Source organism: Streptomyces sp. 2323.1 (assembly GCF_900221035.1).
GTDB classification, from domain to species: domain Bacteria; phylum Actinomycetota; class Actinomycetes; order Streptomycetales; family Streptomycetaceae; genus Streptomyces; species Streptomyces sioyaensis.
The window spans coordinates 4,512,245-4,534,379 of sequence record NZ_LT907981.1 but is presented as its reverse complement, the minus strand read 5'-3'; the positions used below and the strand labels follow the sequence as shown (position 1 = coordinate 4,534,379).

Genomic DNA, 22,135 nt, shown 5'->3' with positions numbered 1-22,135 from the left:
CCAGGTCAAGCAGCCCACCGGGCCACATCGAGCAGGCCGCCCAGCCACGTCAGACCGGGCCCGGCCGAGCCACATCGGACCGGACCCGGCCGGGCCCCAGCTCAGGCGCGCGCGTGCCGGGAGCTGCGGGCCGCCGCGCTCGCCCGCTCCACCAGCGACACCAGATGGTCATTGACCAGCTCGGGCCGCTCCAGCATCACCAGATGTCCGGCGCCCGGGACACACACCAGCTCCGCATCGGGCAGCACCTCGGCGATCGTCCGGCTGTGATCGGCGGGGGTGATCAGATCGCTCTCCCCGGCGAGCACCAGCGCGGGCACCGCGTCGTACGCCACCAGCGCCTCGGTCTTGTCGTGCACCGCGAACGCCGGGAAGAACTCGGCGACCACATCGATCGGGGTCGCCTCGATCAGCCGCTCGCCGAACCGCGCGATGCCCGGGTCCACCTTCTCCGGCGTCCCGAACGAGTACCGCTTGATCAGCCCCGCGAAGAGATCGGCGGTGGCCCGCCGCCCGCGCTCGACGATCTCGTGCTGCCAGCCCAGCGCCTTGATCACGCCCGGCGCGAGCCAGTGGAAGGCCTTCATGCCCATCGACGGCAGCCCATAGGTGACCTCGCTGAGCCGGCCCGCGGACGTGCCGATCAGGGCCACCCCGACCACCCGCTCCGCGACGAACTCCGGGAACTGGTCGGCCAGCGCCATCACCGTCATCCCGCCCATGGAGTGCCCGACCAGCACGATCGGCCCCTCGGGGACCGCGGCGTCCAGCACCGCCTTCAGGTCCCGGCCCAGCAGATCGATGGTGACCTCTTCGGTCCCGTCGATCTGGCCGTGGCCGCGCGAGGAGCGGCCGTGGCTGCGCTGGTCCCAGTGGACGGTGCGCACCGTGCCACGCAGGGCGGAGCGCTGGAAGTGCCAGGAGTCCTGGCTGAGGCAGTAGCCGTGGCTGAAAACGACCGTCGGGGCCGCCGAGCGCCGGCCCAGCGCCGCCGTCAGCCGCTTGCGCAGGGCGCCCTGGGCCTCCTGCGCGGCCCGGGCCTCCTTGCCGCGGACGGGCTTGGCCGAGCGGTCGCCCTTGCCGTGCCGGCCGTTCTTGGCCGCCCGGGCCGGCCGGTCGTCCTTCTCCGGCTGGCCCGGCTCCGGGCCCACCTCGTCGACCTCGTAGTACAGCTCGGTGCCGTCCTCGGCGATCGCCGCGCCCGGTGTGCCGCGCAGCGTGCCGTACGGACCGGCGGCGTCCAGCGCGAGCCGGGCCCGGCGGCGCATCCCGCGGCCGACCGTCATCCGCTCTATCGCCACCCCGGCCGCGGCACCCGCCGCGACCACGCCGATCGCGGCGCCGGCGATACCGGCGTGCCGGCCCGCCCGCGCCCAGTTGCCGGCGGCCTCGGCCGCCGCCTCCACCGCCTGCGCGGCGGCCTCCTGCCCCTCGGTCATGCCGTACCCCCCGTGAGCGTGCGGTCTCCTTCGGTTGTGCTGCGTGTGTCGCTGTCCACATAGACGCGCGGCACCCGCGTTCCGATCCGGGTGACGATCTCATAGCCGATGGTTCCGGCCACCCGGGCCCAGTCCTCGGCGGTCGGCTCCCCGCGGTCGCCGGGGCCGAACAGCACCGCCGGATCGCCCGGCTCGGCGCTGTCGCCTCCCAGGTCGACCACGAACTGGTCCATCGCGATCCGCCCGGCGACCGTCCGCCACTTGCCGGCGACCAGCACCGGGCCGCCGTTGGAGGCGTGCCGCGGGATGCCGTCGGCATAGCCGAGCGGGACCAGCGCCAGGGTCGTCTCGCCGGGTGTCGTGTACTGATGCCCGTACGACACGCCGTGGCCGCCCGGGACGCGCTTGACCGACGCCAGCGCGGCCTCCAGCGTCATCGCCGGCCGCAGCCCCAGCTCCTGCGAGGTGCCGACCTCGGGGCTGGGCGAGATGCCGTAGATGCCGATGCCGGTACGGACCAGGTCGAAGTGCGCCTCGGGGAGGGTCAGCAGCGCCGGGGTGTTGGCGATGTGCCGCACCTCGGGGCGCAGCCCGGCCGCCTCGGCAGTCGCCAACCCCTCGTGGAAGGCGGTCAGCTGGGCCGCGATCGAGGGGTGACCCGGCTCGTCGGCGCAGGCGAAGTGCGACCAGACGCCGGTGATCCGCAGCGCGCCGTCGGCCTCGGCGGCGCGGGCCGCGGCGGTCAGTTCGGGCCAGTCGGCGGGCGCACAGCCGTTGCGGCCGAGACCGGTGTCGATCTTGAGCTGGACGCGGGCGGTCCGGCCGCACTCCCGCGCCGCCGCGGTCACCTCGCGCAACGCCCACAGCCCGCTCACCGAGACGTCGATGTCCTGCTCGACGGCCCTGCGCCAGGGGCCGCCCGGCGTCCACAGCCAGCACATCAGCCGCCCGGTGTCACCGGCCGCCCGCAGCGCGAAGGCCTCCTCGGGCAGCGCCGTGCCCAGCCAGTCCGCACCGGCCTCACGGGCGGCGCGCGCACAGCGCACCGCCCCGTGTCCATAGCCGTCGGACTTGACCACGGCCATCAGCTCTGCCCGGGGTGCACGGTCCCGCAGGGCACGCACATTCGACCGCACGGCGGCGAGGTCGATGGCGGCGCGGGCGCGCTTTGCTGTCTCGTTCATCCCCCTCAGTGTCGCAGGCGCTGCCGTGGCGCCCCGGGGGACGGGCGGGGAAACCGTTCTCACACCCCGGGTTTCCGCCCCCAGACGTACACGATGTCGCCCTTCTTCAGTACGTCCCAGACCCTGCGCGCGTCCGTCATGGTGAGGTTGACGCAGCCGTGCGAGCCGGGCCCGGAGAAGATGTCCTCGTAGACGCCGTGCAGCGCCTCCCCGCGGTCGAAGAACTGCGCGTAGGGCATCGCCGTGTGGTACAGGTTCGAGATGTGGCGCCGGTGGCGCAGATAGATCCGGTACATCCCGGTTCGGGTCTCCATCGTCGGCGCACCGGAGCGGATGGTGACCGGGTCGAAGATCACCCGCCCGTTCTGCTGCACCCACATCAGCTGCCGGTTCAGGTCGACGCAGGCCGTGCGCTCGGCCCGGTCGGGGCAGTGCCCGGCCCGGTTGGGGTCCTTCTTGGCCCGCATCAGCCGCACCATGGCCCCGGTGACCGGCCCGGCGAAGCCGGTCGCCGGCGCAATGCGGTGCATCTGCTGGAAGCGCCGGATCGCCCGGCAGTCCCCCTGGCTCTGCCGCCCGTCCACGTCCCGCCGCAGATAGCGCTCGGTCTGCCGCTGGTAGGGCCCGGTGGACCGGCTGCACGCCGCCGCCCGGAGGCCGTGGGGCACCACCTCGGACCGCGGTACGTACTCGATGTGCGGCCGCGGCGCCCCGTCCGGGGAGGCCGCGGGCCGGGCCGCCTGCGGGAGACCGGGTACCAGGTCGGACGCCTCCGACGGCACGCGCGACGGGGCGACGGCCACCGCGGGCGGCCCGACAACGAGCAGCGAGGCGCAGACCAGCAGCGCCGAAAAGGTGCGTTTCATGCCCTCACGTATGCCATGATCGGACGGTCATACCGCCTGCCGCGCACCAGGTTCGCCCTGGTGCCCGCCGCTTTCCCCCGCGGGGCGTAACGCCGTCGGCGGCAGCTGTCAGTCCGTCACATCCCGCCAGGCCGCGTCCAGATGGGCGGCCACCTCGGAGGCCAGGATCGGGGCGCCCGCCGGCCCGGCAGCCCGGCGCGCGGCCAGCCCGTGCAGATACGCACCGACGGATCCCGCGTCCCGGGCCGGCAGCCCCGCGGCGAGCAGGGAGCCCGTCACCCCGGACAGCACGTCCCCGCTCCCGGCCGTCGCCAGCCAGCTGGTCCCGGTGGGGTTGACCCGCACCGGCCCGTCGGCCGCCGCGACCAGCGTCGTCGAGCCCTTGAGCAGCACCGTGGCACCGAAACTCCGCGCCAACTCCCGTACGGACGCCAGCCGCGCCGCCTCGACCTCCGCACGCCCGCTCCCGAGCAGCGCCGCGGCCTCCCCCGCATGCGGCGTGAGCAGCGTCTCCGCGCGGCGCTCCCGCACCCGCTGCGGCGTCAGGAACCGCAGCCCGTCCGCGTCCACCAGCACCGGCACATCCGACGCCAGCACGTCGTCCAGCGCCTCCGACTCGTCCCCGATGCCGGGCCCGATCACCCACGACTGAACCCGCCCCGCCTTGTCCGGCGGCCCGGCGTGCACCAGCGTCTCCGGGAAGCGGGCCAGTACGGCGTCCGCGGCCGGCCCGACGTAGCGCACCGCCCCCGCGCCGCCCCGCAGCGCCCCGGCCACCGCGAGCACCGCCGCCCCCGGATACCGCGCGGACCCGGCGACCACCCCCACCACGCCCCGCCGGTACTTGTCGCTCTCGGCCGCCGGGCGCGGCAGCAGCTCCGCCACGTCCGCGTGCTGCAACGCCTCCATCGCACCGTCCGCCGGCAGCGTGAGCCCGATGTCCACCAGCCGCAGCGCCCCCGCCCGCTCCCGCGCCGGGTCGGTCAGCAGCCCCGGCTTGTACGCGCCGAAGGTCACCGTCGCATCGGCCCGTACCGCCTCCCCGCGCACCTCGCCGGTGTCCGCATTCACCCCGCTCGGCAGATCGACGGCCACGACGGGCGCCGACTCCCATGCCGCCCGCGCCAGTTGCGCCGCCTCGGGCCGCAGCCCGCCGCGCCCCCCGATCCCGACGATCCCGTCCACCACCAGATCGGCCCGGGCGAGGTCCCGCAGCGCCTCGTCCGACACCCGGCCCCCGGCCGACCGCAGCGCGGCGAGCCCGCCCCGGTGTGCCCGTTCGGGCGACAGCAGCACCGCCACCACCCCGGCCCCCCGCCGCGCCAGCCGGGCACCGGCGTACAGCGCGTCCCCGCCGTTGTCGCCGCTGCCCACCAGCAGCACCACCCGGGCGCCGTACACCCGCCCCAGCAACTCCGCGCAGGCCACGGCCAGTCCGGCCGCGGCCCGCTGCATCAGGGCCCCTTCGGGCAACCGGGCCATGAGCTCTTGCTCGGCGGCCCGCACGGTCTCCACGCTGTAGGCAGTCCTCATACCCACAAGTCTCGCCCCTGGCAGACGGGGTACGGCGGATTTCCTCTCTGCACGAGAGCGGCGCCCGCCTCCGACGAACGGGGGACGGGCGCCACAGCAGGCTCCAGGAGGACGCCCTACGCCTCGGCGACCACCACGGCGGAGGCGACCCCCGCGTCATGGCTCAGCGACACATGCCAGGACCGGACGCCGAGTTCCGCGGCGCGCGCCTCGACCGTGCCGCACACCCGCAGCCGCGGCTGCCCGCTGTCCTCGACACACACCTCGACGTCGGTCCAGTGCAGCCCGCCCGGTGCCCCGAGCGCCTTGGCGACCGCCTCCTTGGCGGCGAACCGGGCCGCCAGCGAGGCGGTACCGCGGCGTTCCCCGCTCGGCAGCGTCAGTTCCGCGGGCAGGAACAACCGCCGCGCCAGCTCCGGCGTACGGTCCAGCGCCGCCCCGAAGCGGTCGATCTCGGCGACGTCGATCCCGACCCCGACGATCATTCGACGGTCACCGACTTGGCGAGGTTGCGCGGCTGGTCGACCTCGTTGCCGCGGGCGGTGGCCAGCTCACAGGCGAAGACCTGCAACGGCACCGTCGACACCAGCGGCTGCAGCAGCACCGGCGTCCGCGGAATCCGCACGAGGTGATCGGCGTACGGCACGACCGTCTCGTCGCCCTCCTCCGCGATCACGATGGTCCGCGCCCCCCGGGCCCGGATCTCCTGAATGTTCGACACGATCTTGTCGTGCAGCACGGACCGCCCACGCGGCGACGGCACGACCACCACCACCGGCAGATCCTCCTCGATCAGCGCGATCGGCCCGTGCTTGAGCTCACCGGCCGCAAAGCCCTCCGCGTGCATGTACGCGAGTTCCTTGAGCTTCAGCGCGCCCTCCAGCGCCACCGGATAGCCCACGTGCCGGCCGAGGAAGAGCACCGTGTTCTTGCCGGCAAGGCTGCGCGCCAGCTCCCGTACCGGCTCCATCGTGCCGAGCACCTGCTCGACCTGGGTGCCGATGGCCGCGAGTTCGCGCACCACGGCCCGGATCTCGTCGCCCCACTTCGTGCCCCGCACCTGCGCCAGGTACAGCGCCACCAGATAGCAGGCCACCAGCTGCGTCAGAAACGCCTTCGTCGACGCCACCGCCACCTCCGGCCCGGCATGCGTGTACAGCACCGCATCCGACTCCCGCGGGATGGTCGACCCGTTCGTGTTGCAGATGGCCAGCACCTTCGCACCCTGCTCACGCGCATGCCGCAGCGCCATCAGGGTGTCCATCGTCTCGCCGGACTGGCTGATCGCGATCACCAGCGTGTGCCGGTCCAGAATCGGGTCCCGGTACCGGAATTCACTCGCCAGCTCCGTCTCACACGGAATCCTGGTCCAGTGCTCGATCGCGTACTTGGCGATCATCCCCGCGTGGTACGCCGTCCCGCACGCCACGATGACGACCTTGTCTACCTCGCGCAGCACCTCCGCCGGGATCCGCACCTCGTCCAGCGACAGCACGCCCGACGCGTCGATCCGCCCCAACAGCGTGTCCGCGACGGCCTTCGGCTGCTCCGCGATCTCCTTCAGCATGAAGTAGTCGTAGCCGCCCTTCTCGGCGGCCGAGGCGTCCCAGTCCACGTGGTACTCGCGGACCTCCGCGGGCGCCCCGTCGAAGTCGGTAACCGTCACCGCCTCCCGGCGCAGCTCCACGACCTGGTCCTGCCCCAGCTCGACGGCCTCCCTCGTATGCGCGATGAACGCCGCCACATCCGAGGCGAGAAACGCCTCGCCGTCCCCGACCCCCACCACCAGCGGCGAGTTCCGGCGCGCCCCGACCACCACATCCGGCTCATCGGCATGCACCGCGACCAGGGTGAAGGCCCCCTCCAGCCGCCGGCACACCTGCCGCATCGCCTCGGCCAGCTCCCCGCAGGACGAATACGCCTCGGCGAGCAGATGCGCCACGACCTCGGTGTCCGTCTCGGACGCCAACTCATGCCCGCGGTCGGTGAGTTCGGCCCGCAGCCCGGCGAAGTTCTCGATGATCCCGTTGTGCACGACGGAGACCCGCCCGGCGTTGTCCAGATGCGGGTGCGCGTTCTCATCGGTGGGCCCGCCGTGGGTCGCCCACCGGGTGTGCCCGATGCCCGTCGACCCCGTCGGCAGCGGACGGTCGGCCAGCTCCTTCTCCAGATTGGCGAGTTTGCCGGCCTTCTTGGCCGCCGCCAGCCCGCCGTCGGCCAGCACGGCGACCCCCGCCGAGTCATACCCGCGGTACTCCAGCCGCTTCAGCCCGGCCAGGACGACGTCAAGGGCGCTCTGCCCGCCCACATATCCCACGATTCCGCACATGAAGGCAGCGTACGCTGCGGGCCCGCACGGCCCGCAGCGGCACGTTGCGGCGGGTCACGGTCCGAAGAAACCGGCCTTCACGGCGCAGACGAACGCGGCCCAGGCCCCGGGCCCGTAGAACTGCGTCCCGCCATCCCGGTCCTTGCTGTCCTGGACGGCCCGGCCACCGTCGGCCGTCCAGGCGACCTCGACGCACTCCTGGTTGATCCCCTGCGAGGCCCGGGCCTTCACGAACTCGGTGACTATCGCACGGTTCTCCATAGAGTTCACCGCTCACCCTCCGGCATGTTTTCTATCGCTTTATCGAGGAACGTCAGGCTCTGCTTGCGGCTCAGCGCGGCGGATCGAAGCGCTTCAAAAATGCGCGCATGCTTGGCGACATCTTCCAAGTCCTCGATGATGACAGTGCTCGTCGTGCTGTCGAACGCAACTGCTTCCGGAGCGGGCTCCGGCCCGAACGCGAAGATGGAAAAGTGCGACGCCATATGAGCGGCGCCCCATTCCGAGTACGGGAGAACCTGCAACGTGACGTTCTGCTGCTGGGCCAGCTCACGGATGTGCGTCAGCTGATCACGGTGCACTCCCTGTGAGGGCATCGGAGCAGTGAGCGCCGGCTCCCACACGACCGCGGCGAAATCCACCCCGCCCTCCTCGACGACCCGCTTCCGCTCCCGCCGAACGGCCATGGCCTTCTCAACGGTTTCCGCGGAATGCTTTGTATGGCTTCCGTCAACAAGAGTCCTGAGATAGCCGGGCGTCTGAAGCAGCCCAGGAATGAACAGCGGTTGCCATGTCCGGATGTAGGACGCGTCGGTTTCCAACGCGATGAGATCGGCATGTTCATCGCTCACCATGCCCGCGTAGTCAAGCCACCAACCGCGCTTGCCGCTCACCCGCGCAAGGTGCTCCAGCTGCACTCTTACGTTCGCATCCGACACCTCATAGAGGTCCAGCAGGACGCGCACATCCCCGACGCGCGACGCGCTGATACCCGCTTCGACCCGGCTGATCTTGGCTACCGAGCAGCCCAACACCTCGGCCGCATGCTCCTGGTCGAGCCGAGCAGCGAGCCGGTACCGCTTGAGGGCCGCACCGAGCCTTCGACTACGCACCGTGGGCTTCCCACCTGCGGGCATGCCACCTCCCCTGCCATACACGTCAAGCATGCACAGTAACGCCCCGTGCACACCAGGCAATTGAGTCGCCACGTAGCTCGTAAATTTACATCTACCCATGACTTGCAACTTGCCGCAGTGTGGCCCTAGCTTCGATTGCCTCACTCCGTGCTGCCACTCCAGGACGGTGAGTGATCACGATCCCGCCTGCCCACACCCTTGGGGGACCCATGTCCGGGCGCACATGCATCAAGAGGTTCCGGGTCCGCGCACGTTCCATCTCCGCCGTACGACACCACGCCGCAGCGACCCTGACCGACTGGAAACTCGGCCACCTCACCGCAGACGCCGTCCTCATCGCCAGCGAACTGACCACCAACGTCGTCAACCACGCCAAGGGGACGGGCGACTACTTCGAACTGGGCTTACGCCGCCGCCACGGCGTCCTGGTCCTGGAGGTCGCCGACTCCTACCAGTGGCAGATGCCCGAACTTCACAAGCCGGCCCTGGACGACCTCTCCGGCCGCGGCCTGTTCCTCGTCGACGCGCTGTCCGAGAACTGGGGCGTACGGCCACGCCACCCCGGCAAGACGGTGTGGGCCCACCTCGCGATCCACCGCACCGGGCAGCCATGAGCCACACATGCACTCGGTGACCACCGACAGGCGGTCACCGAGATCTCCTCAAAGAGGTCACGCACATGGCGCCCCGCCCCGCGGAACGCTCCGCCCTGTCCGCCGCCGGCGGACAGGGGCTGCCCTCAATACCCCAGCGCTATCCGATCATGCGCCTCACGCACCGTCTCCAGGAACTCCTCGTCCGCCTCCGCGTCCACGCCGTGCCCGGTGACCGGCTCATAGCGCTCCAGGAAATCGGCGAGGTCCTCGCCCAGATCCTCGTCCGGGAGATCCTCCGCCAGCTCGGCGTACACCCGCGCGGCGAAGCAGTCCGACGCGGCCTTCGTTCCCCGGATACGGACCGCCCCCGCGGCCCTCCCCCACGGTCGCTGTCCCAGCAGACCGGCCTTACGCGCTCCCACACGTACCCCCTTGCATCGTCCACGGCCCTGGGCGGGCGTGTCCCCGCCACCGACCGTACCGGGCAATATCCGTGCGGGTACAGACACCAAGGTGGAGAAGCGCCCAAGCCCGTACCGACGGTCACAAGCCCACCCGCAAACGCCAGCGTGGCACCCGGAGGTGAACGGCACATGACGGCTGCGCACAATGGGCGCGTGCCCTCGACGACCGATCCGCAGCAACGACGCCGCGCCGAAAGCTCCCCGTACGTCGATCTGACGCGCGCGCAGTGGAGCGCCCTGCGGGAGAAGACCCCGCTGCCCCTGACGGCCGACGAGGTCGAACGGCTGCGGGGCCTCGGCGATGTCATCGACCTCGACGAGGTCCGCGATGTCTATCTCCCGCTGTCCCGGCTCCTCAACCTCTACGTCGGCGCCACCAGCAATCTGCGCGGCGCGCTGAACACCTTCCTCGGCGACGCGGGCGGCGGCCCCCAGACCGGCACCCCCTTCGTCATCGGGGTCGCGGGCAGCGTGGCGGTCGGGAAGTCCACCACCGCCCGCCTGCTCCAGGCGCTGCTGGCCCGCTGGCCCGAGCATCCGCGGGTGGAGCTGGTCACCACCGACGGCTTCCTCTTCCCCAACGCCGAGCTGCACCGCCGCGGTCTGATGTCCCGCAAGGGCTTCCCGGAGTCCTACGACCGGCGGGCGCTGACCCGCTTCGTGGCGGATGTGAAGTCCGGCCGGGCCGAGGTCTCCGCGCCGGTCTACTCCCACCTGATCTACGACATCGTGCCCGGCGAGCGGCTGACCGTCCGCCGCCCGGACATCCTCATCGTCGAGGGGCTGAACGTCCTCCAGCCGGCGCTGCCCGGCAAGGACGGCCGCACCCGCCTCGGCCTCGCCGACTTCTTCGACTTCTCCGTCTACGTCGATGCCCGCACCGAGGACATCGAGAAGTGGTACCTCGGCCGCTTCCGCAAGCTGCGCGAGACCGCCTTCCAGAACCCGTTCTCGTACTTCCGCAAGTACACCCAGGTCTCCGAGGACGAGGCCCTCGACTACGCCCGGAAGATGTGGCGGACCATCAACAAGCCCAATCTGCAACAGAATGTGGCCCCGACCCGCGGCCGCGCGAACCTGGTGCTCCGCAAGGGCCCGGACCACAAGGTGCAGCGGCTGTCGTTGCGCAAGCTCTGACCGACCACCGAAGCCCCGAGGGAGCCCGTCACCCGTGCTGCATCTGCGTCTGATCGTGCCCGCCGACCGTACGGACACCGTCGTCCAGCTGCTGGAGGACACCGTCGGCACCGCCCACCTGGTCCAGCTCACCGGCGCCGCCCGCAACCCGCCGGGCGATGTCGTGCTGTGCGACGTGGCGCGCGAGGCGGGCGACGGCCTGCTGGCCGACCTTCGGGCCCTGGGCATCGACGAGTCCGGCTCGATCGCCGTGGAGGACGTCCACCTGTCGCTGTCGCGGCACGCGGACCAGGCGGAGAAGGACGCGCCGGGCGAGGGCGCGGACGCGGTGTTGTGGGAGTCCCTCACCGACGCCACCCACGAGGAGTCGACCCTCTCGGTCACCTATCTCGCGTTCCTGACCCTGGCGACGATGATCGCGGCCTGTGGTGTGGTGCTCGACAACGCCATCCTGATCGTCGGCGCGATGGCGGTCGGACCGGAGTTCGGTCCGGTGGCCGGCGTCTGCACCGCCGTGGTGCGCCGCGCTCCGCGGCTGGCCTGGCGCTCCGTGCTGGCCCTGGTCGTCGGGTTCGCGGTGGCCATGGCGGTGACGGTGGGCTTCACCCACTTCATGGACGCGGTCGGGCTGTTCCACGCCACCGACCTGGACGCGGCGCGGCCGAACACCAACTTCATCTACCGGCCCGACTGGTTCTCCTTCGTCGTCGCCGTGCTCGCCGGCTGCGCGGGAGTGCTCTCCCTGACGTCGGCCAAGTCGGGCGCCCTGGTCGGGGTGGCCATCTCCGTCACCACGGTCCCGGCGGCCGCCAACGCCGCCGTGGCCTTCAGCTACGGCGAGTACGGGCAGGCCTGGAGCTCCATGGAACAGCTCCTGCTGAACCTCGTCGGCATCGTCCTGGCCGGCGTGCTCACGCTCTCGGTCCAGAAGCTCCTGTGGGCCCGCCACCGCGAACGGGCGGGCTCCTGACCGCCGTCAGGAACCCGCCCGCCGAAGCATTCCGCCCCGCGCTCAGCCCAGTGCGGACTTGACCGCGTCGGCCAGCCGTCCGGCCACCGCCCGGGCCTGCTCGATGTCGGCCGCCTCCACCATGACGCGGACCAGCGGCTCCGTGCCGGACGGCCGCAGCAGCACCCGCCCGGTCGCGCCCAGTTCCCGCTCCGCCTCGGTGACGGCCGCGGTCAGCTCGGGAGAGGTGGCCACCCGCGCCCGGTCGACGTCGGGGACGTTGATGAGGATCTGCGGCAGCCGCTCCATGACGCCCGCCAGCTCGGCCAGCGGCCGGCCGGTCGCGGCGACCCGGGCGGCCAGCATCAGACCGGTCAGCGTGCCGTCGCCGGTGGTGGCGTGGTCCAGCACGATGACGTGCCCGGACTGCTCGCCGCCCAGCGCGAAGCCGTGCGCCTTCATCTCCTCCAGGACGTACCGGTCGCCGACCGCGGTCTGTACGAGCTCGATGCCCGCGCGCTCCATGGCCAGCTTGAAGCCCAGGTTGGACATGACGGTGGCGACCACGGTGTTCTTGCGCAGCGTCCCGGCCTCGCGCATCCCGAGCGCCAGCACCGCCAGGATCTGGTCCCCGTCGACCTCGTGGCCCTCGCGGTCCACCGCCAGGCAGCGGTCCGCGTCGCCGTCGTGGGCGACACCCAGGTCGGCGCCGTGCTCGACGACGGCCGCGCGCAGCAGCGCGAGGTGGGTGGAGCCACAGCCGTCGTTGATGTTCAGACCGTCGGGCTCGGTGCCGAGCGTGATGACCTCGGCGCCGGCCCGGGCGAACGCCTCGGGCGAGACCCGCGCCGCCGCGCCGTGCGCACCGTCGATGACGATCTTCAGCCCGTCCAGGCGGTTGGGCAGGACACCGACGAGGTGCGCGACGTAGTTGTCGAAGCCCTCGTCGTAGACGGTGACCCGGCCCACGCCGGCACCGGTCGGCCGCTCCCAGGGCTGACCGGAGCTGTGCGCACGGTAGGTCTGCTCGATGCGGTCCTCCAGCTCGTCGGCGAGCTTGTGGCCGCCGCGGGCGAAGAACTTGATGCCGTTGTCGGGCATCGGGTTGTGGCTGGCGGAGAGCATCACGCCGAGGTCCGCACCGAGCGAACCGGTCAGATACGCGACCGCCGGGGTCGGCAGCACACCCACCCGCAGCACGTCCACGCCGGCGCTGGCCAGGCCCGCGACGACCGCGGCCTCCAGGAACTCCCCGGACGCGCGTGGATCGCGTCCGACCACCGCCACCGGCCGGTGACCTTCGAAGGTGCCCGCTTCGGCGAGCACATGCGCCGCAGCGACCGACAGACCGAGCGCCAGCTCCGCCGTCAGATCCGCATTGGCGACACCGCGCACACCGTCCGTGCCGAAGAGTCGTCCCACTGGTGTCCTCCGAGTAGATGAGCTTGGACCAGAGTTTTACGTCCAGGTATACGCGTCCGGTCCCGGATAGCCGAACGCCCCGGCAGCACGGAGGTGCCACCGGGGCGTACGCCAAGGGCTGCCTGGAGCAGCCGCGCGGTTAGCGCTTGCTGTACTGCGGCGCCTTGCGGGCCTTCTTCAGACCGGCCTTCTTGCGCTCGACCGCACGGTCGTCACGCTTGAGGAACCCGGCCTTCTTCAGCGCGGCGCGGTTGTTGTCCACGTCCGCCTCGTTCAGCGCACGGGCCACGCCCAGGCGCAGCGCACCGGCCTGGCCGGAGATGCCGCCGCCGGCGATGCGGGCGATGACGTCGTAGCGGTTGTCGAGCTCGAGCACCTTGAAGGGCTCGTTGACTTCCTGCTGGTGCACCTTGTTGGGGAAGTAGCCCTCAAGGGTGCGGCCGTTGATCTTCCACTGGCCGGTGCCCGGAACGATCCGGACGCGGGCGATGGCGTTCTTGCGACGGCCCAGGCCGGCCGCCGGCTGCGGGTCGCCGAAGCGGGACGCGAGGGACTCGGAGGTGTACTCCGACTCCACGACCTCGGTCTCGGTGGTGTACTCCTCGACCTCGTCCAGCGGGGTCTCGGGGGTGGTCTCAGCCACGATGCTCCTCAGATTCTCTCTGTCGTCTTAGGGGGTGGCCGGACTTACTGCGCGACCTGGGTGATCTCGAACGGGACCGGCTGCTGCGCAGCGTGCGGGTGCTCGGCGCCCGCGTAGACCTTCAGCTTCGAGAGCATCTGACGGCCGAGGGTGTTCTTGGGGAGCATGCCCTTGATGGCCTTCTCGACGGCCTTCTCAGGGTTCTTGTCGAGCAGCTCGTCGTAGCGGACGGAGCGCAGACCACCCGGGAAGCCGGAGTGCCGGTAGGCCATCTTCTGGGTCCGCTTGTTGCCGGACAGGTGCACCTTGTCGGCGTTGACGATGATGACGAAGTCACCCATGTCAACGTGCGGCGCGTAGACCGGCTTGTGCTTACCCCGCAGGAGGGACGCGGCCTGGGTGGCCAGGCGGCCCAGGACAACGTCCTGCGCGTCAATGATGTGCCACTGGCGCTGGACATCGCCGGGCTTGGGGCTGAACGTACGCACGTCTTAGCCTTCGCTTCTGAGTGAATGGGTCCTGTACTGGTCGCCGTGGCTGACACACAGCAGGGCGGCACTACGGGTGACGCAACCCGATCGTCCGCCGCTGGTTATCGGCCCAGGGACCGGCGTAAGGGCCCCTCACGTGAGATAGAGCAAGCCAATACGCATAACGAACTGGCAGAATACCGGGCCGTCCCCAGTGGGGTCAAAACACGCCCCGAACCGGCGTACGGTTCCTGACCGCGCACGGGGCACGGTCACCGTCGGTATCGCCCGCCCTACGGCGGGCACCCGCCCGCCGTCCGCCCCCGCTACCTCTTCCGCTGCACCCGGCGCTCGTCCCACACCGGCTCGGCGGTCTCCCGCACCAGCCCGTCCGACCCGAACACCAGGAACCGGTCGAAGGCCTTCGCGAACCACCGGTCGTGGGTCACCGCCACCACCGTGCCCTCGTACGCCTCCAGCCCCTCCTGCAGCGCCTCCGCCGACTCCAGGTCCAGGTTGTCCGTCGGCTCGTCGAGCAGGAGGGCGGTGGTGCCGGCCAGCTCCAGCAGCAGGATCTGGAAGCGGGCCTGCTGGCCGCCGGAGAGCCGCTCGAAGCGCTGCTCGGCCTGCTTCTCCAGCTCGTAGCGGCGCAGCGCGGACATCGCCTGGCCCTTGTCCCGGGCGTGCTCGGTCCACAGGATGTCGAGCAGCGTGCGGCCCATCAGCTCGGGGTGGGCGTGGGTCTGCGCGAAGTGGCCGGGGACCACGCGGGCGCCCAGCTTCCAGCTGCCCGTGTGGGCCACCGGATTCTCCGCGTCCCCGGCCAGCAGCCGCAGGAAGTGCGATTTTCCGGAGCCGTTGGAGCCGAGGACCGCGACCCGCTCTCCGTAGAAGATCTCCAGGGAGAACGGCTTCATCAGGCCGGTCAGCTCCAGGTCCTCGCAGGTCACCGCCCGTACCCCGGTCCGCCCGCCACGCAGCCGCATCGTGATGTCCTGCTCCCGCGGCGGCTCCGGCGGCGGGCCGGCCTCCTCGAACTTCCGCAACCGGGTCTGTGCCGCCGCATAGCGCGAGGCCAGCTCATGGCTGACCGAGGCCGCCTGCCGCAGCGAGATCACCAGCTTCTTCAGCTGTGCATGCTTCTCGTCCCAGCGCCGCCGCAGCTCCTCGAAGCGGGCGAAGCGCTCCTTGCGCGCCTCGTGGTACGTGGCGAAGCCGCCGCCGTGCACCCAGACGTCGGAGCCCGCCGGCCCCGGCTCGACGCTGACGATCTTCTCCGCGGCGCGGGCCAGCAGCTCCCGGTCGTGGGAGACGAACAGCACCGTCTTCCGGGTCGCCCGCAGCTGCTCCTCCAGCCAGCGCTTGCCCGGGACGTCCAGATAGTTGTCCGGCTCGTCCAGCAGCAGCACCTCGTCGGTGCCGCGCAGCAGCGACTCCAGCACCAGCCGCTTCTGCTCGCCCCCGGACAGCGTGCGCACGTGCCGCCACTGCGCCTTCTCGTACGGCATCCCCAGGGCCGCCATGGTGCAGATGTCCCAGACCGTCTCGGCCTCGTAGCCGCGCGCCTCGGCCCAGTCGCTCAGCGCCTGGGCATAGGCCATCTGCGCGGCCTCGTCGTCGCCCTCGGCGCTCATCATCGCCAGCTCGGCGGCGTCCACCGCCGCTGCCGCCTGCCTGATCCGCGGCTGCGCCACCGAAACCAGCAGGTCACGCACCGTACGGTCATCGCGTACGGACCCCACGAACTGCGGCATCACGCCCAGTCCGCCGCTGACCGTGACCGCCCCGCCGTGCGGCTGCAGCTCCCCCGCGATCAGCCGCAGCAGCGTCGTCTTTCCCGCGCCGTTGGCTCCCACCAGTGCGACCGACGCGCCCTCCCCCACCCGGAAGGACACATCTCCCAGCAGGACCCTCCCGTCCGGCAGGTAGTACTCCAGATGCCCGGCCTCAAGATGTCCCATGAGCGGGATTGTCACCGGTCGTTCGGCATTCCACCAACCCCATTAGGATGCGCGGCATGAGCTTTGGGCAAGGGGGGCCGTTCGACGGCCCCGGGGGTTCTTCGTCGTCCACTCCGGACTGGGGTGCACTCGCCGAGGAGAGCGAGGCACAGGCCCGCCGCAAACGCTGGATGTGGATCGGCGGCGGCGCGCTGGCGACCCTCGCGGTGGCCGGCATCGTCACCGCGGCCGTCATGGCCGGCGGCGGCGGCTCCGGAGGCGGCGGCGCGACAGCGGCGCCCACCGCGTCCGGCCAGGCCGCGGCGCCGGACGACAAGCCGTCCTTCCCCGACGTGTCTGTGCCGCCCCCGCCGAACCCGCAGGACTACATCTCCGACCCCAAGAAGGACACCGCGCCGCTCACCCCGGCCACCCTCTTCCCGCAGAAGAGCATGGTCGTCGGCGAGCACACCTACCCGCGCACCAGCACCGCCACCACCAAGGACTGCACCGCCGCCGCCCAGGGCGCGCTGGTCTCCTCGCTGTCCCACAACGGCTGCAAGCAGCTGCTGCGTGCCACGTACTCCAAGGGCGGCGTCGCGGTCACCATCGGCGTCGCGGTCTTCGACTCGCCCGCCAGGGCCGCCAAGGTCATGAACGAGGGCAAGCCCAACCTGATGCCGCTGCCCGGCGGCGGCGTCCCCTCGGACTTCTGCCAGGGCACCAAGTGCCGGATGGCGACCAATGCCACCGGCCGCTACGCCTACTTCACCATCGCCGGCTACCTCAACGGCAAGGACGTCACCGGCAGCGAGACCAAGGCCCAGCAGATCGCCCGGGACGGCGGGTCCTATGCGTTCGCGCAGATCACCCAGCGCGGCAAGGACCAGGCCGCGAAGGCCGCCGAGCGGCAGCTGAAGGAAGCCCAGCGGAAGGCCGGCCGGTCCTGACCCCGGCCGCGGGGCCCGGCGGCGCCACCGCCGGGCCCGGCCGCCCACCGCCTCAGCAGCAGCCGGCCCCCGGCAGCGTCCGCTTGTTCCGCGCCTCCTGGTTGCGCGCCATCAGCAGCGCGTCGGCCGGATAGCCGACCTCCTCCAGCGTCAGCCCGTGCGGCCGTACGACATGCACCGCGGAGTCCCGCACGCCCGCGGCCAGCACCTTCCCCGGCCAGTCCGGCGGCCGGTGCCCGTCCCCGACGAACAGCATCGCCCCCACCAGCGACCGCACCATGTTGTGGCAGAAGGCATCCGCCCGCACGGTCGCCGTGATGATCCCGTCCGCGCCCCGCTCCCAGCTGAGCTCCTGGAGGGTGCGGATGGTCGTCGCGCCCTCCCGCCGCTTGCAGTACGCCGCGAAGTCGTGCTCCCCCAGCAGCGGCCGCGACGCCTCGTTCATGGCGTCGACGTCCAGCTCCCAGTCGTGCCACAGCACGTGGCTGCGCAGCAGCGGGTCCACTCCCCCGTGGTGGTCGGTCACCCGGTAGGCATAGCGCCGCCAGATCGCCGAGAACCGCGCATTGAAGCCGTACGGCGCCTCGCCGACCCGCCACACCCGCACGTCCTTCGGCAGCCGCCCGGCCAGCCGCCGCAGCAGCTTGTCCGCATGCTCGGCCCACACCTCCGCCGGCAGGTCCACATGCGCCACCTGGCCCCGTGCATGCACCCCCGCATCGGTCCGCCCGGCGACGGTGAGCTCATAGGTCTCCTTGGACCGCGTCACCGTCCGCAGCGCGTCCTCGATCTCCCCCTGCACCGTCCGCCGGCCGCCGGCCTGCTTGGCCCACCCGGAAAACTCCGCTCCGTCGTACGACAGATCCAGCCGCACCCGTACGAACCCGGGCTCCACTTCGTCACTCACGACAGCAATCCTCCCTCACACCACGCGCGGGCCGTTCCGCACGGGCAAACCGGCCGGGCACCCGCACCACCGGCAGCACGCCCCGGGCAGACGAAAGCGGGCCCGCCCCGAAGGGCGGACCCGCTCACCGCGAGACGGTGCCTCAGGCGTCCTTGGACTCCTCGGCCGGAGCCTCGGTGGCCGCAGCGGCAGCCTCGGCGTCCTTGGCCGCGCGCTTGGTCGCGGCCTCGGCCTCACCGGTGGCCTGCTGGGCCACGGTCAGCGCCTCCACCAGCTCGATGACGGCCATGGGAGCGTTGTCGCCACGGCGGTTACCGATCTTGGTGATACGGGTGTAGCCACCCGGGCGGTTCTCGAACCGCGGGGCGATCTCGGTGAACAGCGTGTGGACGACGCTCTTGTCCGAGATCAGCTGCATGACCTGGCGGCGGTTGTGCAGGTCCGCCTTCTTCGCCTTGGTCACCAGGCGCTCCGCGTACGGACGCAGACGACGGGCCTTGGCCTCGGTCGTCGTGATGCGGCCGTGCTCGAAGAGAGCGGTGGCCAGGTTGCGCAGCATCAGACGCTCGTGCGCGGCGCTGCCGCCCAGACGGGCACCCTTGGCGGGCTTCGGCATTTCTTTCTCCTTGGTATCTGCCCCGGCCGTATCAGGTACCGAGGTCAGGACCCGGCGAGCGGTTGCTCACCGGCAACAACCAGCGCCCCGTAAGGGGCGCGGGGCTGCGAAGACCTTGCTGCTCCGCAGCGTGAGCGCGACCAGCCACAGCTGGCCGCGCAGTCACAATCCGGCCGTCTCGACCGAGCTCTCAGTACTGCTCGGTCTCGACGAAACCGGCGTCGGCGTCGTCATCGGCACCGAAGGCGTCAGCCGCAGCCGTCGGGTCGAATCCGGGCGGGCTGTCCTTGAGCGCCAGGCCCATGCCGGCCAGCTTCGCCTTGACCTCGTCGATCGACTTCGCACCGAAGTTGCGGATGTCGAGCAGGTCGGCCTCGGAGCGCGCCACGAGCTCACCCACGGAGTGGATGCCCTCACGCTTGAGGCAGTTGTACGAGCGGACCGTGAGCTCCAGCTCCTCGATCGGCAGCGCCAGGTCGGCAGCGAGGGCGGCGTCCGTGGGGGACGGGCCCATGTCGATGCCCTCGGCGTCGATGTTGAGCTCGCGCGCCAGACCGAACAGCTCGACCAGGGTCTTACCGGCGGACGCCATGGCGTCACGCGGGCGCATGGCCTGCTTGGTCTCGACGTCGACAATCAGCTTGTCGAAGTCGGTGCGCTGCTCGACACGGGTCGCCTCGACCTTGTAGGTGACCTTGAGCACCGGCGAGTAGATGGAGTCGACCGGGATACGGCCGATCTCCTGGCCCACCTGCTTGTTCTGGACGGCGGAGACGTAGCCGCGACCGCGCTCGACGGTCAGCTCCATCTCCAGCTTGCCCTTGCCGTTGAGGGTGGCGAGGACCAGGTCGGGGTTGTGCACCTCGACACCGGCCGGCGGCGCGATGTCCGCGGCCGTGACCAGACCCGGGCCCTGCTTGCGCAGGTACATCACGACGGGCTCGTCGTGCTCCGAGGAGACGACCAGCTGCTTGATGTTCAGGATCAGGTCGGTGACGTCCTCCTTGACGCCCGGCACGGTGGTGAACTCGTGCAGGACACCGTCGATCCGGATGCTGGTCACGGCAGCACCGGGGATCGAGGAGAGGAGGGTACGACGCAGGGAGTTACCGAGGGTGTAGCCGAAGCCCGGCTCCAGCGGCTCGATCACGAACCGGGAGCGGTATTCGTCGACGACCTCTTCGGTCAACGAGGGACGCTGAGCAATCAGCATGGTGTTCGATCCTTCAGTCGTGGACGCCCGCTATTTGACGTCCGCTGTACTGACAAGGGTACGGGCGGCACGGCGCAAAACGCTCCGTACCGCCCCCACCGGTCAGCTCTTACTTGGAGTAGAGCTCAACGATCAGCTGCTCCTGCACCTGGGTGTCGATCACCTGGCGCTCGGGCATGCTGTGCACGAGGATCCGCAGGTTCGACGGAATCGCTTCCAGCCAGGCCGGAACCGTCTTCTCGCCGGCCTCGGCCTTGGCCACCTCGAAGGGGGTCAGGTTCCGAGAGCCCTCGCGGACCTCGACGATGTCGTTCACAGCCACACGGGCCGACGGGATGTCGGTCTTGCGGCCGTTCACGTTGATGTGTCCGTGACGGACCAGCTGACGGGCGTGGTCGCGGGACTTGGCAAAGCCGGCCCGGTAGACCACGTTGTCGAGGCGGGTCTCAAGGATGCGCAGAAGGTTCTCACCGGTCTTGCCGGTCTTCTGGTTCGCTTCCTTGTAGTAGTTCACGAACTGCTTCTCAAGGACACCGTAGATACGGCTGCACTTCTGCTTCTCACGAAGCTGGAGCAGGTACTCGCTGTCCTTGGTGCGCCCGCGACCGTGCTCACCCGGGGGGTAAGGACGGATCTCGATCGGGCACTTTGCGCTCTCGCACTTGCTCCCCTTGAGGAAGAGCTTCTGCTTCTCCCGACGGCAACGCTTGCAGTCGGCCCCGGTGTAACGCGCCATTGTCTAGTTGTCTCCTACTTCAGGTGGTCAGACGCGGCGACGCTTGGGCGGGCGGCATCCGTTGTGCGGGGTGGGGGTGACGTCCTGGATCGAACCCACCTCGAGGCCGGTGGCCTGGAGGGAGCGGATCGCGGTCTCACGGCCGGAGCCGGGACCCTTGACGAAGACGTCGACCTTGCGCATGCCGTGCTCCTGCGCGCGGCGGGCGGCCGACTCGGCGGCCATCTGCGCGGCGAAGGGGGTGGACTTGCGCGAGCCCTTGAAGCCGACGTGGCCGGCAGAGGCCCAAGAGATCACGTTGCCCGTGGGGTCCGTGATCGAAACGATCGTGTTGTTGAACGTGCTCTTGATGTGAGCGTGCCCGTGGGCGACGTTCTTCTTCTCCTTGCGGCGCACCTTCTTGGCGCCGGCCGTACGGCCCTTCGGAGGCATTCATTACTCCCGTGGAGGTGGTCGGTCCTACAGCGAAGACCGCTGGTGAGCGTCCTGCTGAGGACTACTTCTTGCCCGGCTTCTTCTTGCCGGCGATCGCGCGACGCGGACCCTTGCGGGTACGGGCGTTCGTGCTGGTGCGCTGACCGTGCACCGGCAGACCGCGGCGGTGACGCAGACCCTGGTAGCAGCCGATCTCGACCTTGCGGCGGATGTCGGCCTGGATCTCGCGACGGAGGTCACCCTCGGTCTTGAGGTTGTTGTCCACGTACTCGCGGATCTTGACGAGGTCTTCCTCGGCCAGGTCGCGAACACGGGTGTCCGGGTTCACGCCGGTGGCGGCGAGAGTCTGCTGCGACAGCGTCCGCCCGATACCGAAGACGTAGGTGAGGGCGACCTCCACGCGCTTTTCGCGCGGGAGATCAACGCCTGCGAGGCGTGCCATTGATGTGGCTCCTGATGGCTATTCGGAGGTCTTCCGCAGCACCGTTCCCGTAAGACTCTTCAGAATTACGAGCCGGGTCCCCGGCCTCCGAGCCGGGGGTGTCGTCCCCACGCGAATGATGCGGGGGTCGGGTGACTGCGTATGTACGTATGTGTTGCGTCGCGCGAAAACTGCGAAATGCAGGTGGTCGGCGTGCGTCAGCCCTGGCGCTGCTTGTGGCGCAGGTTGTCGCAGATGACCATGACCCGGCCGTGGCGGCGGATCACCTTGCACTTGTCGCAGATCTTCTTGACGCTCGGCTTGACCTTCATGGGATGTGAGGTTCTCCGGGTCAGTGCCGTCACCCCACGGGAGCGGGGCGCCGACAAGATCTACTTGTAGCGGTAGACGATCCGGCCACGCGTCAGGTCGTAGGGAGAGAGCTCCACGACGACCCGGTCATCCGGGAGGATACGGATGTAGTGCATCCGCATCTTGCCACTGATGTGCGCGAGGACCTTGTGACCGTTCTGGAGCTCCACCTTGAACATGGCGTTCGGGAGGGACTCGATCACGGTGCCCTCGATCTCGATGGCACCTTGCTTCTTGGCCACGCTTCGCCCTTCGAATCGGCTACCTTGATCGACACCCCCGCACCACGCCCTCGACCAAGAGGGCATACGGATGCACGAGAGTCGACGCGTCAGTCTACGTCAGCGCCTAGGAAAAGACGAATCCTGGATTATTGC

25 protein-coding genes are annotated in these 22,135 nt (G+C 70.5%); 4 read left to right on the top strand and 21 right to left on the bottom strand.

What is annotated here, in order from left to right; genetic code table 11:
* Window positions 1-101: 101 nt before the first annotated feature.
* The 8 genes from CPH93_RS19535 to CPH93_RS19500 form a co-directional block, all read right to left on the bottom strand.
* The gene (locus tag CPH93_RS19535; protein ID WP_096213557.1) at window positions 102-1,439 is read right to left on the bottom strand and encodes an alpha/beta fold hydrolase; all 1,338 of its coding nucleotides are present in this window, start codon (window positions 1,437-1,439) and stop codon (window positions 102-104) included.
* On the bottom strand, window positions 1,436-2,623 hold the full coding sequence (alr, locus tag CPH93_RS19530) for an alanine racemase (RefSeq protein WP_096213556.1): 1,188 nt from the start codon (window positions 2,621-2,623) through the stop codon (window positions 1,436-1,438). The genes CPH93_RS19535 and alr overlap by 4 nt, the downstream gene beginning before the upstream one ends.
* Before the next feature lie 59 nt (window positions 2,624-2,682).
* Window positions 2,683-3,489, bottom strand: a complete 807-nt coding sequence (locus tag CPH93_RS19525) for a L,D-transpeptidase (protein WP_096213555.1) — start codon at window positions 3,487-3,489, stop codon at window positions 2,683-2,685.
* Between the two features lie 108 nt (window positions 3,490-3,597).
* Complete coding sequence (locus CPH93_RS19520; protein WP_096215507.1) at window positions 3,598-5,022, bottom strand: NAD(P)H-hydrate dehydratase; 1,425 nt, start codon at window positions 5,020-5,022, stop codon at window positions 3,598-3,600.
* A gap of 116 nt (window positions 5,023-5,138) precedes the next feature.
* The gene (locus CPH93_RS19515) at window positions 5,139-5,507 is read right to left on the bottom strand and encodes a holo-ACP synthase (protein WP_006604908.1); all 369 of its coding nucleotides are present in this window, start codon (window positions 5,505-5,507) and stop codon (window positions 5,139-5,141) included.
* Window positions 5,504-7,351, bottom strand: a complete 1,848-nt coding sequence (gene glmS, locus CPH93_RS19510) for a glutamine--fructose-6-phosphate transaminase (isomerizing) (RefSeq protein WP_093483791.1) — start codon at window positions 7,349-7,351, stop codon at window positions 5,504-5,506. Before glmS ends, CPH93_RS19515 begins: the two co-directional genes overlap by 4 nt.
* Window positions 7,352-7,405: 54 nt before the next feature.
* On the bottom strand, window positions 7,406-7,612 hold the full coding sequence (locus tag CPH93_RS19505) for a DUF397 domain-containing protein (RefSeq protein ID WP_093648929.1): 207 nt from the start codon (window positions 7,610-7,612) through the stop codon (window positions 7,406-7,408).
* 5 nt (window positions 7,613-7,617) lie between these two features.
* Complete coding sequence (locus tag CPH93_RS19500) at window positions 7,618-8,487, bottom strand: helix-turn-helix domain-containing protein (RefSeq protein ID WP_093648930.1); 870 nt, start codon at window positions 8,485-8,487, stop codon at window positions 7,618-7,620.
* A gap of 209 nt (window positions 8,488-8,696) precedes the next feature.
* Here CPH93_RS19500 and CPH93_RS19495 point away from each other — a divergent pair, with 209 nt between their 5' ends.
* Window positions 8,697-9,101, top strand: coding sequence for an ATP-binding protein (locus CPH93_RS19495; protein WP_093648931.1), 405 nt, complete (start codon window positions 8,697-8,699; stop codon window positions 9,099-9,101).
* A gap of 125 nt (window positions 9,102-9,226) precedes the next feature.
* On the opposite strand, the gene CPH93_RS36215 is transcribed toward CPH93_RS19495, so the two are convergent.
* Window positions 9,227-9,505, bottom strand: a complete 279-nt coding sequence (locus CPH93_RS36215) for a hypothetical protein (RefSeq protein ID WP_231976893.1) — start codon at window positions 9,503-9,505, stop codon at window positions 9,227-9,229.
* Between the two features lie 195 nt (window positions 9,506-9,700).
* Between CPH93_RS36215 and coaA the strand changes: the two genes are divergently transcribed.
* Both coaA and CPH93_RS19480 read left to right on the top strand, forming a co-directional pair.
* Window positions 9,701-10,684: a type I pantothenate kinase gene (gene coaA / locus CPH93_RS19485; RefSeq protein WP_006604903.1), complete on the top strand. Its 984-nt coding sequence runs from the start codon at window positions 9,701-9,703 to the stop codon at window positions 10,682-10,684.
* Between the two features lie 34 nt (window positions 10,685-10,718).
* Window positions 10,719-11,654 (top strand): DUF389 domain-containing protein, encoded by a 936-nt coding sequence (locus CPH93_RS19480; RefSeq protein WP_096213554.1) that lies wholly within the window; start codon window positions 10,719-10,721, stop codon window positions 11,652-11,654.
* Between the two features lie 42 nt (window positions 11,655-11,696).
* Here the strand turns inward: CPH93_RS19480 and glmM are convergent, their stop codons facing one another.
* The 4 genes from glmM to CPH93_RS19460 form a co-directional block, all read right to left on the bottom strand.
* A complete protein-coding gene (glmM, locus tag CPH93_RS19475; RefSeq protein WP_096213553.1) occupies window positions 11,697-13,055 on the bottom strand; it encodes a phosphoglucosamine mutase in 1,359 nt (452 codons plus the stop codon).
* A gap of 139 nt (window positions 13,056-13,194) precedes the next feature.
* Entirely contained in the window at window positions 13,195-13,698 is a 504-nt protein-coding gene (gene rpsI / locus CPH93_RS19470) for a 30S ribosomal protein S9 (RefSeq protein ID WP_093483799.1), read from the bottom strand.
* Window positions 13,699-13,742: 44 nt separating this feature from the next.
* Window positions 13,743-14,186 (bottom strand): 50S ribosomal protein L13, encoded by a 444-nt coding sequence (gene rplM / locus CPH93_RS19465; RefSeq protein WP_006604900.1) that lies wholly within the window; start codon window positions 14,184-14,186, stop codon window positions 13,743-13,745.
* Window positions 14,187-14,494: 308 nt separating this feature from the next.
* Complete coding sequence (locus tag CPH93_RS19460; RefSeq protein WP_096213552.1) at window positions 14,495-16,129, bottom strand: ABC-F family ATP-binding cassette domain-containing protein; 1,635 nt, start codon at window positions 16,127-16,129, stop codon at window positions 14,495-14,497.
* Between the two features lie 56 nt (window positions 16,130-16,185).
* Between CPH93_RS19460 and CPH93_RS19455 the strand changes: the two genes are divergently transcribed.
* Window positions 16,186-17,058, top strand: a complete 873-nt coding sequence (locus CPH93_RS19455) for a hypothetical protein (RefSeq protein ID WP_093483800.1) — start codon at window positions 16,186-16,188, stop codon at window positions 17,056-17,058.
* A gap of 52 nt (window positions 17,059-17,110) precedes the next feature.
* On the opposite strand, the gene truA is transcribed toward CPH93_RS19455, so the two are convergent.
* The 8 genes from truA to infA form a co-directional block, all read right to left on the bottom strand.
* The gene (truA, locus tag CPH93_RS19450) at window positions 17,111-17,965 is read right to left on the bottom strand and encodes a tRNA pseudouridine(38-40) synthase TruA (RefSeq protein ID WP_096213551.1); all 855 of its coding nucleotides are present in this window, start codon (window positions 17,963-17,965) and stop codon (window positions 17,111-17,113) included.
* Between the two features lie 142 nt (window positions 17,966-18,107).
* Window positions 18,108-18,581, bottom strand: coding sequence for a 50S ribosomal protein L17 (gene rplQ, locus CPH93_RS19445; protein ID WP_093483802.1), 474 nt, complete (start codon window positions 18,579-18,581; stop codon window positions 18,108-18,110).
* 190 nt (window positions 18,582-18,771) lie between these two features.
* Window positions 18,772-19,794 (bottom strand): DNA-directed RNA polymerase subunit alpha, encoded by a 1,023-nt coding sequence (locus CPH93_RS19440; RefSeq protein WP_003956430.1) that lies wholly within the window; start codon window positions 19,792-19,794, stop codon window positions 18,772-18,774.
* Between the two features lie 109 nt (window positions 19,795-19,903).
* A complete protein-coding gene (gene rpsD / locus CPH93_RS19435) occupies window positions 19,904-20,530 on the bottom strand; it encodes a 30S ribosomal protein S4 (protein ID WP_093483803.1) in 627 nt (208 codons plus the stop codon).
* Window positions 20,531-20,557: 27 nt separating this feature from the next.
* Window positions 20,558-20,962, bottom strand: coding sequence for a 30S ribosomal protein S11 (rpsK, locus tag CPH93_RS19430; protein ID WP_004571845.1), 405 nt, complete (start codon window positions 20,960-20,962; stop codon window positions 20,558-20,560).
* 64 nt (window positions 20,963-21,026) lie between these two features.
* Window positions 21,027-21,407 (bottom strand): 30S ribosomal protein S13, encoded by a 381-nt coding sequence (gene rpsM, locus CPH93_RS19425; protein ID WP_006604894.1) that lies wholly within the window; start codon window positions 21,405-21,407, stop codon window positions 21,027-21,029.
* A gap of 197 nt (window positions 21,408-21,604) precedes the next feature.
* On the bottom strand, window positions 21,605-21,718 hold the full coding sequence (gene rpmJ, locus CPH93_RS19420; protein WP_003956441.1) for a 50S ribosomal protein L36: 114 nt from the start codon (window positions 21,716-21,718) through the stop codon (window positions 21,605-21,607).
* 60 nt (window positions 21,719-21,778) lie between these two features.
* Window positions 21,779-22,000: a translation initiation factor IF-1 gene (gene infA, locus CPH93_RS19415; RefSeq protein ID WP_003956442.1), complete on the bottom strand. Its 222-nt coding sequence runs from the start codon at window positions 21,998-22,000 to the stop codon at window positions 21,779-21,781.
* Between the last annotated feature and the right edge of the window lie 135 nt (window positions 22,001-22,135).

Excerpts from the sequence above, each read along its gene's own strand:
- CPH93_RS19535 (WP_096213557.1), bottom strand. The coding sequence starts at position 1,439 with ATGACCGAGGGGCAGGAGGCCGCCGCGCAGGCGGTGGAGGCGGCGGCC.
- alr (WP_096213556.1), bottom strand. The coding sequence starts at position 2,623 with ATGAACGAGACAGCAAAGCGCGCCCGCGCCGCCATCGACCTCGCCGCC.
- CPH93_RS19525 (WP_096213555.1), bottom strand. The coding sequence starts at position 3,489 with ATGAAACGCACCTTTTCGGCGCTGCTGGTCTGCGCCTCGCTGCTCGTT.
- CPH93_RS19520 (WP_096215507.1), bottom strand. The coding sequence starts at position 5,022 with ATGAGGACTGCCTACAGCGTGGAGACCGTGCGGGCCGCCGAGCAAGAG.
- CPH93_RS19515 (WP_006604908.1), bottom strand. The coding sequence starts at position 5,507 with ATGATCGTCGGGGTCGGGATCGACGTCGCCGAGATCGACCGCTTCGGG.
- glmS (WP_093483791.1), bottom strand. The coding sequence starts at position 7,351 with ATGTGCGGAATCGTGGGATATGTGGGCGGGCAGAGCGCCCTTGACGTC.
- CPH93_RS19505 (WP_093648929.1), bottom strand. The coding sequence starts at position 7,612 with ATGGAGAACCGTGCGATAGTCACCGAGTTCGTGAAGGCCCGGGCCTCG.
- CPH93_RS19500 (WP_093648930.1), bottom strand. The coding sequence starts at position 8,487 with ATGCCCGCAGGTGGGAAGCCCACGGTGCGTAGTCGAAGGCTCGGTGCG.
- CPH93_RS19495 (WP_093648931.1), top strand. The coding sequence starts at position 8,697 with ATGTCCGGGCGCACATGCATCAAGAGGTTCCGGGTCCGCGCACGTTCC.
- CPH93_RS19460 (WP_096213552.1), bottom strand. The coding sequence starts at position 16,129 with ATGGGACATCTTGAGGCCGGGCATCTGGAGTACTACCTGCCGGACGGG.
- CPH93_RS19455 (WP_093483800.1), top strand. The coding sequence starts at position 16,186 with ATGAGCTTTGGGCAAGGGGGGCCGTTCGACGGCCCCGGGGGTTCTTCG.
- rplQ (WP_093483802.1), bottom strand. The coding sequence starts at position 18,581 with ATGCCGAAGCCCGCCAAGGGTGCCCGTCTGGGCGGCAGCGCCGCGCAC.
- CPH93_RS19440 (WP_003956430.1), bottom strand. The coding sequence starts at position 19,794 with ATGCTGATTGCTCAGCGTCCCTCGTTGACCGAAGAGGTCGTCGACGAA.
- rpsD (WP_093483803.1), bottom strand. The coding sequence starts at position 20,530 with ATGGCGCGTTACACCGGGGCCGACTGCAAGCGTTGCCGTCGGGAGAAG.
- rpsK (WP_004571845.1), bottom strand. The coding sequence starts at position 20,962 with ATGCCTCCGAAGGGCCGTACGGCCGGCGCCAAGAAGGTGCGCCGCAAG.
- rpsM (WP_006604894.1), bottom strand. The coding sequence starts at position 21,407 with ATGGCACGCCTCGCAGGCGTTGATCTCCCGCGCGAAAAGCGCGTGGAG.
- rpmJ (WP_003956441.1), bottom strand. The coding sequence starts at position 21,718 with ATGAAGGTCAAGCCGAGCGTCAAGAAGATCTGCGACAAGTGCAAGGTG.